Raw genomic sequence first — 12217 nt, 5'->3', positions numbered from 1 at the left:
CCTCCTACGCCGCGACGAGATACGAGAAGACGGACTCGAGGGACTCGTCGGACGGCGAGACCGTGAGCAGCCGGATGCCGTGGTCACGGGCGACCCTGGGCAACAGCGCGGTGAAGCGGCCGAAGTCGACGGCCTGGATGTGCAACGCGCCCTCCGCCAGGTCGACTTCGATGCCGGACGTCGACGGGTCGGCGATCAGCGCGGCCGCGAGGGCGCGGTCGTCGCTGGAACGCACCAGGTAGCGGTGCGGGCGGTCGGTCATCAGGCGGCGGATCTTGCGGAAGTCACCACTGGCCGCGTGCCGTCCGGCGACGACGACCTCGATGTGCCAGGCGAGTTGCTCGACCTCTTCGAGGATGTGGGAGGAGAACAGGACCGTACGGCCCTCGTCGCCCATGCGCCGCAGCAGGTCCATGAGCTGCATGCGCTGACGCGGGTCCATGCCGTTGAAGGGCTCGTCGAGCAGGAGCAGCGAGGGGTCGTGGACCAGGGCGGACGCCATCTTCACGCGCTGGCGCATGCCCTTGGAGTACGTGGAGATCTTGCGGTCCTGCGCGTACTCCATCTCGACCGTGGCCAGCGCCTGCTGGGCGGCCTTGGCGCCGAGACCGTGCAACTCGGCGTTGGCGACGACGAATTCGCGGCCAGTGAGGAAGTCGTACATCCCCTCGCGCTCGGGGACGATGCCGATGTGCTTGTAGATCGACTCGTTGCGCCACACCTGCTGTCCGTCGAGGGTGACGGTGCCCGTGGACGGGGCGAGGAAGCCGGCCATCATGTTGATGAGGGTGGACTTCCCGGCGCCGTTGGGGCCGAGCAGGCCCGTGACGCCGGGGCCGATCGTCATGGTGATGTCGTTGACGGCGACCACGTTGCCGAACCAGCGGGAGACGTGGTCGATCTGGAGCGTGGTCACAGTCCCACCTTCTTGTAGCGGCGCAGCAGGAGGCCGTAGCTCGCGGCGATCAGGCCCAGGACGGCGAGGACGTAGACGACCCCTTCGCCGTTGCTCGGGCCCACCGCACCGGGGAACGCCGAGTTCGCGCCGAGGAAGGCCGACTGCAGTCCGTCGATGAGCGTGACCGGCGAGAACAGGCCGATCCACGGGATGGCGGACGTGCTGCCCTGGGAGTCGGCGATGGCCTGGAGGGTGGAGACCGCGCCGTAGGAGATGGTCATGACGGCGATCACGGCCGCGATGCCGAAGCCGCGGCGCGGGGTGACCGAGGCGATGACCAGGCCGATACCGGCAAAGAGCAGCGAGAGCAGTGCCACGGAGACGAGTCCCTGCGCGAATCCCTTGGTCTGGTCGGCGAAGTCCAGCTTGGCCAGCAGCGCGCCGACATAGAGCACGATCAGCGGGGCCGCGGTGAGGACGAACATCGCCGAGGCCAGCGCCGCGTACTTCGCCCGTACGTAGTCGGCGGTCTCGATGGGCCGCGAGAAGTACAGCGGCACGGTCTTGAAGCGCAGGTCCCGCGAGACGGACTGGGGCGCCTGCGAGGCGACGTACAGGCTGATGACGGCCTGCATGATGATCGCGTAGCGCGTGTAGTCGACCGGCAGGTCGTTGGCCTTGGTGGCGACCGCGACGGCCACCATGATGGCCGCGGGCACGCACATCACGACGAACAGCAGCATCGGCAGCACCTTGGACTTCACCGAGCGGCCGAGGCCGTAGGCGCCGCGCAGGGACTGCGAGTAGAGCGAGCGGGTGGCGTACGAGCGGCCGAGGCGGGGGCCGTCGTAGCTGCGGTAGCCGATGTTGTGGATGCGGGTCTGGTCACCCGACGGTGGTGCTGCGGAGTGCTCAATTGCCATGGCCGACCGCCTCCTTCCGCTGCGCTTCTTCGTTCGTGTCCACACGCGTGTCCTCGCTCGTGAAGACCTCCGAGATGTGGTGCCTGCGCTGCTCCATGCGCACCAGGCCGAGTCCGAGGTCGGCGACGGCGTCCCGGACGACGTCGTAGGTCTCCTCGCCCTGCGCGGTCAGCAGCAGGATGTGGCCGGCGCCCGGCAGGACGCTCGACGAGTCGAGGACCTCCACCCCGCGCGCGTGGAGCGCCTCACGCACCGCGCGGGTGCCGTCCGGGTGCTCGTCGGTGTCGGTGACCTCGACCGCGAGGGTCGTCGTGGTCTGGGTGAAGTCGGTGGTGGAACTGGAGCGCAGGAGCTTGCCGCCGTCGATGACGACGACGTGGTCGCAGGTGCGCTCCAGCTCGCCCAGCAGGTGCGAGGTGACCAGGACCGAGATGCCAAAGTCGGTGTGGATACGGCGGATCAGGCCCAGCATGTCGTCCCGGCCGACCGGGTCGAGGCCGTTGGTCGGCTCGTCGAGGAAGACCAGCTGCGGGTCGTGCACCAGGGCCTGCGCCAGCTTCACGCGCTGCTTCATGCCGGTCGAGTAGCCGCCGATGGGGCGGTAGCGCTCCTCGTACAGGCCGACATGGCGCAGGGTGTCCGCGGTGCGCTCACGCGCGGCGGTGGGCGGCAGTCCGGACATGCGGGCCATGTGCACGACGAACTCGGTCGCCGAGACGTCCGGCGGCAGGCAGTCGTGTTCCGGCATGTAGCCGACCCGCTCGCGGATGGCGGCGCCCTTGGTGGCCACGTCGAGCCCGAGCACTTCGGCACGGCCCTCGGACGCGGGGGACAGACCCAGCAGGATCTTGATCATGGTGGACTTGCCGGCTCCGTTGGCTCCGACGAGTCCGGTCACACCGGGTCCGACGTCCAAGGAGAGCCGGTCAAGCGCGGTCACCCGGGGGAACCGCTTGCTCAGGCTTTCGGTCGCGATCACAGTCACGTCATAGACGGTAGTGACGCGGACCACTCAGGTCGTCAACCCGCAGAGCTGCATCGGCATCAGACTCCAGATGTACGGGCACCTAAGGGTCCCCCTGAGGTCGAACAACGCGAACTCCGCTTTCCACATCGCCGGGGTTCTCCACAGACCGATCCGGGCCCTGTTGACGCAGCCTTCAATGACCGCCTCATTCCCCAGTGTCACATTACGGACGCGTAGCGCAGTCGACAGAGGCGGGGCGGCATGACGACGGCGCCGAACAGCGGACTACCGAGCCCCCAAGAGCTCGCCGTGACCGTCGAGTTGTGCGGAGCGGGCGTCCCGCTCTCGGCGATCTCAGGCCACGTACGGGAGTTGAGGGGCCAGGTCGAGCACATGGCCGCCCGCTTCCTGGAGTTCACCACTGAGCATGTCTTCACCCGCTGCCTGGACGGACCCCACCATCCGACCGGCGCGGACGCGACCGAAGCAGCCTCGCTCGCACGCCTGCTGCGACCGCTCGCCCAGCAGACAGTGGACGCGGAACTCGCGTGCGCGATGCGGCTGTTGGCGGTACGGCAGCTGCGCCGGCACCCGGGATCCGAGGAGCCGCCATCGAGCCCTTCCGTGTCACGTTCCGTGGTCGTGCCCGAGGAGACGATGCGGGCGGTGGAGAGGCTCGTTGGGGCGGAGAGGGCGACTGAGTTCTTCGCGCTGGCGGCTGAACGGGAGGGGCGGGCAAGGGCGTTGGATGCGCTCACGTCAACCGAAGCGCCCCCAGTCGATCTTGACGAAGGTCACTGACATGACAGGGAGTTGTCCACAGAACCGCCAAGTAGCCTGTGGATAACCGCAGTTGGTTGTGGATCAAACATCCGCTCCAAAATCATTCGCGTGATTCACATCTCTCCCGGCACCCTGACGGGATGAACGAGAACAAGCCGCGCGAGAAGGACGAGAGACGCACCGTGAAGGTGTCGAAGTACCTCTCGAAGCATCTGCGCCACCAACCCGAACGGATCGGGCTCACCCTCGACGAGGCCGGCTGGGTCGAGATCGACGAACTGCTCGCCGCGACCGCCGCACACCACTTCCGCATCACCCGTGAGGAGTTGGACCACGTCGTCGCAGCCAACGACAAGCAACGCTTCGCGATCGAAGGCACCCGCATCCGCGCCAGCCAGGGCCACAGCATCGAGGTCGCCCTCGGACTCACCCCGGCGAGCCCACCGCCGTACCTCTACCACGGCACCGTGGCCCGCAACCTGGAGGCGATCCGCACCGAGGGCCTCAGGCCCATGAACCGGCACGACGTACACCTGTCGCCCGACCGCGAGACCGCGACCCGGGTCGGCGCCCGCCGCGGCCGCCCCGTCGTGCTCTCCGTGGACACGGGAGCCATGCACCGCGACGGCCATGTATTCCACGTCAGCGCGAACGGGGTGTGGCTGACCCAGGCCGTGCCACCGCGCTATTTGCGGTTTCCCGAGCCGCACTGAACCTCGGCGGGAGATGATCGACCCCATGGAAGAAGGCAGCGACCAGGGCAAAGGCCACCTCCCCACCACCGAGGCCGCCGTCACCGCACTCCGCGCTCTCGCCGCCGAGTACGGGCTCGCGATCGAGGTGTCCCACGACATCGGCGCCGACCAGACCTCGCGCCGCAGTGCCGCGGGCGTCGGCGTCACCACCGACCCGGACGGCACCCTGCCCCACGAGGCCTACGTCGAGCTCGGCGGACGGCCCCAGGTGGATGTGCGGCTGTTCCCGGACGACGACGCCCTGATCACCGTCGACGGAGTCGAGTGCCCCGACATCGCCCGCGACGACGTCCCCGCCTTCCTGCGTGCTCTCTACGAGGGCCACGCCTGGGTGAAGGTGCGCCGCTTCCCGCCAAGCCACTTCCTGATGGTGCCGCTGCCGGGCGACCGTGTGCACAAGGAGTTCATCCCGGTCGGGCTCAGCCCCTGGCTCAGCGGCCGCACACAGTGACCCTGAGTCACTGTGTCACGTGAAACACAGCCCGACACCGCTGGCCCGAAGGCGGCCGTGCGGCCTGGCAGCGCGCGGAACAGCTCGGCTTCCACACCGCGTACACCTACCCTGGGCAGACTTCCCCCTCCACCCTCGTAGGGCCAATGGCCACTCAGCGCAGCTGGGCAGGTGCTTCCATGGCGATCCGCTCGAAGGCCTTCTCATCCGCAGCGAAGTCCGAGTCGGCGATCGGCCAGTGGACCACGATCTCCGTGAAACCCAGCTCCTGATGCCGACCCGCGAAGTCCACGAACGCGTCCAGCGACTCCAGCGGACGGCCTCGGTCGGGGGTGAAACCGGTGAGCAGGATCCTGTCCATCCCGGCCATGTCCCGGCCGATCTCGGCGCAGGCATCGGTCAGCTTCTCGACCTGCCCGCGAATGGCTTGGATCGACTGTTCGGAAGTGCCGTTCTCGTACAGCTTGGGGTCGCCGGTGGTCACCCAAGCCTGTCCGTAGCGCGCCGCGAGCCTGAACCCGCGCGGCCCGGTCGCCGCCACCGTGAAGGGCAGCCGGGGGCGCTGCACACAGCCCGGGATATTGCGCGCCTCGTGCGCGGAGTAGAAGTCGCCCTCGTACGACACCGAGCCCTCGGTCAGCAGCCGGTCGAGGAGCTGCACGAACTCGGCGAACCGGTCGGCACGCTCGCGCGGTGACCACGGGTCCTGCGCGAGCACGGTGGCGTCGAAGCCGGAGCCACCCGCACCGACGCCCAGCGTGAACCTGCCGCCGGAGAAGTCGTCGAGGGAGATCAGCTCCTTGGCGTAGGGCACTGGATGCCGGAAATTGGGCGATGTGACGAGGGTCCCCAACCGCATGCGTCGGGTGACGGCCGCGGCGGCGGTCAGCGTGGGCACGGCGCCGAACCACGGGCCGTCCCGGAAGGTGCGCCAGGACAGGTGGTCGTAGGTGTACGCGGTGTGGAAGCCGAGCTGTTCCGCGCGCTGCCAGGCCGCACGGCCGCCTTCGGACCAGCGGCGATACGGGAGGATCACGGTGCTCAGGCGCAGACTCATGCCTCAGAGGCTACGACGCTGCTCGATGGGCCCTGCACGCTGCTCTCCCCAGAGCCAGCCCCGGACTTCTTCATTTCGCCTGTCACAGCGTGATCTGGGGGAATTCGCTTTGGGCGGGAGGCGGCAACGACACTTCCGGACTCAGACACCGATGAGCCGGACTCGGTCACCGCAGAGTTGGGCACCGTGACGGCCGGGGGTCGGCCAGACGTCATCCATGTCTCACCTGTGCGGGCACCCACACGGTCGTGCACGCATATGCGGGAGAATGGGCCGGTGACCTCAGCGACCCGACAGCCCCAGACCCCGGCCGCCGACATACCGCCGCGCCTGATCGCCACCGACCTCGACGGCACCCTGCTGCGCGACGACAAGTCGGTGTCCCCGCGCACGGTCGCGGCCCTCGCCGCCGCCGAGGAGGCGGGCATCGAGGTCTTCTTCGTCACCGGCCGCCCGGCCCGCTGGATGGACGTCGTCAGCGACCACGTCCACGGCCACGGCCTCGCCATCTGCGGCAACGGCGCCGCGGTGGTCGACCTGCACGGCGGTCCCGGCGCCCACCGGTTCGTGAAGGTGCGCGAGCTGGCCCGGGACAACGCACTGGACGCCGTACGGCTGCTGCGCGAGGCGGCCCCCGGCACGGTCTACGCGGTGGAGCAGACGTACGGCTTCTACCAGGAGCCGGACTATCCCAAGCTGCACATGGAGATCCCGGACAACCTCGCCCCGGCCGAGCGGCTGCTCGCGGACGACGGCCCCGGTGCCGACGAGCCGGTGCTGAAGATCCTCGCCTACCATCCTTCGATCGACCCGGACGCCTTCCTCACACTCTCCCGCCTGGCCATCGGCGACCGCGCCAACGTCACCCGGTCCAGCCCCAGCGCCCTGCTGGAGATCAGCGGCCCCGACGTCTCCAAGGCCAGCACACTCGCCCTGTGCTGTGCCGAACGCGGCATCTCGCACGAGGAGGTCGTCGCCTTCGGGGACATGCCCAACGACGTCGAGATGCTCACCTGGGCGGGACAGTCGTACGCGATGGGCAACGCCCACCCGGATGTGATCGCCGCGGCCTCGGGCAGAACCGTCGCCAACAACGACGACGGGGTGGCGGTCGTGATCGAGCGAATGCTGGAGCGGCCGTAGGCGCGGTCTCCCCTCGGCTTTCCGCGCACTCCACACACGCGCTCAGCCGACCGGTACCCCACGTGCCGCCAGCCATGGCACCGGGTCCACCGCCGAGCCCATCTCCGGCGTGACCCGCACCTCGAAGTGCAGGTGCGGGCCGGTGGAGTTGCCGCTCGTGCCCGACTGCCCGACCACCTGGCCGGGGACGACGCTCTCCCCCTGATCGACACCGACGGCGGCGAGATGGGCGTACTGCGTGTAATAGCCGCCGGGGTGCTCGATCACGATCTCGATGCCGAAGGGGCCACCGCAGGAGACCCGCACCACACGGCCCGCGCCCACCGCCCGTACCGGCGTGCCGATCGGCACCGCGAAGTCCTGCCCGGTGTGCCGGCTCGCCCACCGCGACCCGCCGCTGCCGAACGCGGCGGACAACTCGTACACCTCCACCGGTGTGACCCATGCGCCGGCGGGGGCCTGCTGCGGCTGGTCCAGGCGTACGGCACCCCTGCACGCACCGGCCGCGACGGAGGCGTCGGCCTGCCCCTGCAACTGCCAACGGGCCTCTTCGAGCTTCTGCTCGATGTCGTTCTTCAACGCGGCCAGTTCGGTGCTCCGCCTCTCCAGCTTCTGCCAGGCCGCCGCCGACCTCGCCTCGTCCGCCGCGAGCCGTGCCTCGGCCCGACGACTCTTTTCGACCGCGTTGTTGACGGCCACCGTCGTCCGGGAGAAGACGTGCTGACCCTCTATCAACTCACTGGTGTCGGCGGCGAAGATGATCTGCGCGGTGAGCGGAAGGCCGCCGCCGTCACGGTACTGGGCGCGGGCGATACGGCCGAGTTCCTCGTGCAGGACGGCGATCTCCCGCCGCTCCCGGTCGAGGAGAGCCTCGGACCGCAGCGCCTGCGCCCGCTGCACCACCGCCTCCTGGCGGCCCGCCTCGTATCGCTGTGTCGCCAGGGCCGCGTCCTGGTACAACCGCGCCACCTGCGCACTGAGCCCCGGATCACCGTCCTTTCGGCGGTCCGCACCGTCGGCGGCGGCGTCCGTGGGCCGGACCGCCAGTATCGCGAACGCACACAGCAGCGCCGGAACGAGCAGCGGATGACGGCGAGGTGATCGCATGTCAGCGATCCTGTCCCGGGCTCCCCGTCGCGGTCCTGTTCAAGTCGTACGGCTGGGGGACACATTGCTGCGGACGGGTCAGTATGGTGCCTGCCACACGATGGTCGTACCGCCGCCGTCCTCGCCCATCCGGGCCCGTGCCGATGTCTCGCCCGGGGCCTCCGCACGCCGCTTCAGGTTGTTCGGACCGCTGTGCCGACCGCCCTCGGGAATGCCTCACCGTCATCCGCAGTGGTCAGACGTACGCCGTCGCTGCCGCCCGGCAGGGTCGACGACGACGTCGATCCGGGAGGCCCCGGCGTGCCGGAAGGCGTTGGAGAGGGCCTCCCGCAGAGCCGCGACGAGGCTCTTGCCCGTGCGGTCGCCGACCACGGTGTCGAGCGCGCCGACAAAGCGGCGCGAGGGCTTGAAGCCGAGCGGGCCGCATAGCGGGCGCCGTTCAGTTCCGCCGCCCTCTCGCAGATCCGCTCCAGCGTGGCGTGCAGCAGCAGACCGTTGCCGACGGACCGCATCGCCTCCAGCAGCCGCACGGCGAGTTCGGCCGACGGTCCGCGAGGGGTGGGGCTTACCCCGAGCGCAATGAGCCCGGTTTGCCCGAGAAAGCCGGACTGGGTCTTCGGAGCCGCCCGGGTCTCAGCCCGCCGCCACCAGCAGCTCCGACTCAGCCTCCCGCTCCGCCATCCCCCGCAACGGCCCCTCCACAGCAACCAACTCCGTGTAGGAACCCCGCTGCACGACCCGTCCCCCGTCGAGTACGACGACCTCGTCCACCGAGTCGAGACCCGCCAGCCGGTGCGTGATGAGGAGGGTCGTACGGCCCTCGGTGGCGGCCAGGAGATCGGCGGTGAGCGCGTCCGCGGTGGGCAGGTCGAGATGCTCGGCGGGCTCGTCCAGGACGAGGACCGGGAAGTCGGCGAGCAGTGCCCGGGCCAGCGCGAGGCGCTGCCGCTGGCCACCGGACAGCCACGCCCCGTGCTCGCCGACCAGCGTGTCGAGGCCGTCTGGCAGGCTCTCCGCCCAGTCGAGCAGCCGGGCCCGGCTCAGCGCCTCCCGCAGCTCGTCTTCGGTCGCGTCCTTCTTCGCGAGGAGCAGGTTCTCGCGCACCGAGCTGTCGAAGAGGTGCGCGTCCTGCGCGCACAGCCCCACCAGGCGCCGTACGTCGTCGCCCGCCAGCCCGTGGGCGTCCGCTCCGCCCAGGGTGTAGGTGCCTGCGTCCGTGTCCAGGAAGCGCAACAGGACCTGCGCGAGGGTCGTCTTGCCGGAGCCGGACGCGCCGACCACGGCGACCCTGCGGCCCCGGTGAAGGGTCAGGTCGAGCCCGGTGAGGGCGTCCCGCTCCTGGCCCTCGTAACGCGCGGTCAGTCCTTTGAGCACTACCGGGAACGGCGAGGCGGGCGCCGGTCGCGGCTGCTCCGGTTCCCGTACGGGCTCGGGCGCGTCCAGCACCTCGTAGACGCGCTCCGCGCTCCTGCGCACCCGCTGGCGGTGCTGCACGGCGAGCGGCAGTCCGAGTACCGCCTCGAAGGCGGCCAGCGGGGTGAGGACCACGACGGCCATGGTGACCCCGCCCAGGCGCCCAGCGGCGACCGCCTGGGCGCCGACGAGGGCGGTGGCCGTGACGGTCAGGCCGCAGATCAGGGTGGTGAGTCCGTCGCCGAGTGCGGTGGCGGTGGCGGTGCGCGCGGCGATCCGGGTGAGGACGCCGTCGGCCCGCCGCGCCTCTGAGGTACGGGCGGGCAGGGCACCGGCGACGGTCAACTCCGCGGTTCCGGTGAGCAGATCGGTCACACGGGTCGCCAGTGCTCCGCGGGCGGGGGCGAGCCTGCGCTCGGCCCGGCGGGCCACGGCACCGCTGACGAGCGGGACACCGGCACCGGCGGCCAGCAGGCCCACGGCGAGCGCGGCACCGGCCTCGGGCAGCAGCCACGACGTGAAGCCAACGGAGGCCGCCGACACCACGGCCGCGGCAGCGGCGGGCAGCAACCAGCGCAGCCAGTAGTCCTGAAGTGCGTCCACGTCCGAGACGAGCCGCGAGAGCAGATCACCCCGGCGCGCCGTCCGCAGACCGGCGGGTGCCAGTCGCTCCAGCCGCCGGTACACGGCGACCCGCGTGTCGGCGAGCATCCGCAGCACGGCGTCGTGCGACACCAGCCGCTCCGCGTACCGGAAGACGGCCCGGCCGATGCCGAAGGCCCTGGTCGCCGTCACGGCCACCATCAGATACAGCACGGGCGGCTGCTGCGAGGCCCGCGAGATCAGCCATCCCGAGGTGGCCATCAGACCCACCGCACTGCCGAGCGCGAGGCTGCCGAGCAGCAGCGCGAGGGCGAGCCGGCCATGCCGGGGGCCGGACATGGCTCGGACGCGGGCGAGAGGGCCCCGCCGGTCCGAGGGCACATCGACCGCCCCGGGCTCGGCCGAAGCGGCGACGCCGGTCTCCACCACCTGAGCCTCGGATGCCCTGGCCGTGACCTCCACCGGCACGTGAGCCGCCGGTTCCGCCAGCCGCACCACCCGGTCCGCGACCCCCAGCAACGCCGGCCGGTGCACCACCAGGAGCACCGTCCGCCCGGCCGCCAGCCGCCGTACCGCCGCCACGACCTCCGCCTCGGTCGCCCCGTCGAGCGCCGCCGTCGGCTCGTCCAGGAGCAGCACCGGGCGGTCCGCGAGGAACGCCCGTGCCAGCGCGAGCCGTTGCCGCTGCCCGGCGGACAGCCCGGCCCCGTCCTCGCCGAGCACCGTGTCAGCGCCCCCGGGCAGCGCGTCGACGAACTCCAGCGATCCCGCGTCCCGCAACGCCCGCCGTACGGCCGCCTCGTCGGCGTCGGGCCGGGCGAGCCGTACGTTCTCGGTGATCGTCCCGGCGAACAGCTGCGGCCGCTGCGGCACCCATGCGATGCGCGACCGCCACTCCTCCAGGTCGAGCTCGGCGAGATCGGCTCCCCCGATCCGCACCCGCCCCTCGGCCGGCCGTACGAAGCCCAGCAGGACGTTCAGCAGCGTCGACTTGCCCGCCCCGCTGGGCCCGACGAGCGCGACCGTCTCCCCGGGCGCGACCTCGAAGGACACGTTCGTGACGGCGTCCCCGGAGCGCCCCGGGTACCTGACCGTGACCTGCTCGAAGACCAGCCCGCCCGACGGCACCACGGCGGTACCCGACACCGGCACCGGCCTCTCCAGGACCGAGAAGATCTCCTCGGCGGCGGCCAGCCCTTCCGCCGCCGCGTGATACTGCGCGCCGACCTGCCGCAACGGCAGATACGCCTCGGGAGCCAGGATGAGGATGACGAGGCCGTCGTAGAGATGCATCTCGCCGTGCACGAGCCGCATCCCGATCGTCACGGCGACCAGCGCCACCGAGAGCGTCGACAGCAGCTCCAGGGCGAAAGAGGAGATGAAGGCGATCCGCAGCGTCCGCATGGTCGCCTGGCGGTACTCGCCGGTGATGCGTTTGATCGACTCGGCCTGCGCTTTGGCCCGGCCGAACACCTTGAGGGTCGGCAGCCCCGCGACGACGACCAGGAAGTGCCCCGACAGCCGGGACAGCAGCCGCCACTGACGGTCCATCCGGGACTGGGTGGCCCAGCCGATCAGCACCATGAAGACGGGGATGAGGGGCAGGGTCCCGACGATGATGGCCGCCGAGACCCAGTCCTCGGTCACGATCCTCGCCAGCACCGCCACCGGCACGACCACCGCAAGACCCAACTGCGGGAGATAGCGCGAGAAATAGTCGTCGAGGGCGTCGACTCCCCTGGTGGCGAGGGCGACCAGCGACCCGGTCCGCTGCCCGCTCAGCCACCCGGGACCGAGGGCCACGGCACGCTCCAGCAGCCGCCCCCGCAGCTCCGACTTCACCGCGGCGCTCGCGCGGTGCGCGGCGAGCTCGGTGAGCCAGGAGACGAGAGCGCGCCCGCAGGCGACCGAGGCCAACAGCAGCAGGGGAGTGCGGAGTTCCCCCGCCGACAGACCGTGCTGGAAGGCGCCGACCACCACTTCGGCGATGAGCATCGCCTGAGCGATGACCAGCGCCGCTCCGACGACGCCCAGACCGACGATCGCCGCCATGAACAGGCGGGTGGCGCGGGCGTACCGGAGCAGACGCGGATCGATTGGTTTCACGTGAAACACAC

The 12217-nt window shown here is 70.6% G+C and carries 9 protein-coding genes and 2 pseudogenes; 4 read left to right on the top strand and 7 right to left on the bottom strand.

The genetic code is table 11. From position 1 onward, the window contains the following. Positions 1–4: 4 nt before the first annotated feature. From ACI2L1_RS05945 to ACI2L1_RS05935, 3 genes are read right to left on the bottom strand one after another with little or no spacing between them, the layout of a single operon-like run. Positions 5–916, bottom strand: coding sequence for an ABC transporter ATP-binding protein (locus ACI2L1_RS05945; RefSeq protein ID WP_404738060.1), 912 nt, complete (start codon positions 914–916; stop codon positions 5–7). Continuing rightward, complete coding sequence (locus ACI2L1_RS05940; RefSeq protein WP_404738059.1) at positions 913–1821, bottom strand: ABC transporter permease; 909 nt, start codon at positions 1819–1821, stop codon at positions 913–915. Before ACI2L1_RS05940 ends, ACI2L1_RS05945 begins: the two co-directional genes overlap by 4 nt. Further along, complete coding sequence (locus ACI2L1_RS05935; protein WP_404738127.1) at positions 1811–2800, bottom strand: ABC transporter ATP-binding protein; 990 nt, start codon at positions 2798–2800, stop codon at positions 1811–1813. Before ACI2L1_RS05935 ends, ACI2L1_RS05940 begins: the two co-directional genes overlap by 11 nt. A gap of 273 nt (positions 2801–3073) precedes the next feature. Here ACI2L1_RS05935 and ACI2L1_RS05930 point away from each other — a divergent pair. The 3 genes and pseudogenes from ACI2L1_RS05930 to ACI2L1_RS05920 form a co-directional block, all read left to right on the top strand. Next, a pseudogene (locus tag ACI2L1_RS05930) lies at positions 3074–3589 on the top strand (MerR family transcriptional regulator); the annotation flags it as partial. Between the two features lie 122 nt (positions 3590–3711). Next, positions 3712–4284, top strand: a complete 573-nt coding sequence (locus tag ACI2L1_RS05925) for an RNA 2'-phosphotransferase (protein ID WP_404738058.1) — start codon at positions 3712–3714, stop codon at positions 4282–4284. Positions 4285–4309: 25 nt separating this feature from the next. Next, positions 4310–4777 (top strand): hypothetical protein, encoded by a 468-nt coding sequence (locus ACI2L1_RS05920; protein WP_404738057.1) that lies wholly within the window; start codon positions 4310–4312, stop codon positions 4775–4777. Positions 4778–4931: 154 nt separating this feature from the next. Here ACI2L1_RS05920 and ACI2L1_RS05915 read toward each other — a convergent pair whose 3' ends face one another. Next, on the bottom strand, positions 4932–5834 hold the full coding sequence (locus ACI2L1_RS05915) for an LLM class flavin-dependent oxidoreductase (protein ID WP_404738056.1): 903 nt from the start codon (positions 5832–5834) through the stop codon (positions 4932–4934). A gap of 276 nt (positions 5835–6110) precedes the next feature. On the opposite strand from ACI2L1_RS05915, the gene ACI2L1_RS05910 reads away from it, so the two are divergent. Beyond that, positions 6111–6977, top strand: a complete 867-nt coding sequence (locus ACI2L1_RS05910) for a Cof-type HAD-IIB family hydrolase (protein WP_404738055.1) — start codon at positions 6111–6113, stop codon at positions 6975–6977. Positions 6978–7019: 42 nt separating this feature from the next. Here ACI2L1_RS05910 and ACI2L1_RS05905 read toward each other — a convergent pair whose 3' ends face one another. The 3 genes and pseudogenes from ACI2L1_RS05905 to cydD form a co-directional block, all read right to left on the bottom strand. Beyond that, complete coding sequence (locus tag ACI2L1_RS05905; RefSeq protein WP_404738054.1) at positions 7020–8084, bottom strand: M23 family metallopeptidase; 1065 nt, start codon at positions 8082–8084, stop codon at positions 7020–7022. A gap of 78 nt (positions 8085–8162) precedes the next feature. Then, a pseudogene (locus ACI2L1_RS05900) lies at positions 8163–8504 on the bottom strand (ATP-binding protein); the annotation flags it as partial. Positions 8505–8717: 213 nt separating this feature from the next. Then, positions 8718–12206 (bottom strand): thiol reductant ABC exporter subunit CydD, encoded by a 3489-nt coding sequence (gene cydD / locus ACI2L1_RS05895; RefSeq protein ID WP_404738053.1) that lies wholly within the window; start codon positions 12204–12206, stop codon positions 8718–8720. Positions 12207–12217: the final 11 nt, after the last annotated feature.

Origin of the sequence: Streptomyces sp. NPDC019531, assembly GCF_044903305.1 — a bacterium.
Classification (GTDB): domain Bacteria; phylum Actinomycetota; class Actinomycetes; order Streptomycetales; family Streptomycetaceae; genus Streptomyces.
The sequence above is the reverse complement of the archived record's forward strand: the minus strand, read 5'-3'. Positions and strand labels throughout refer to the sequence as shown.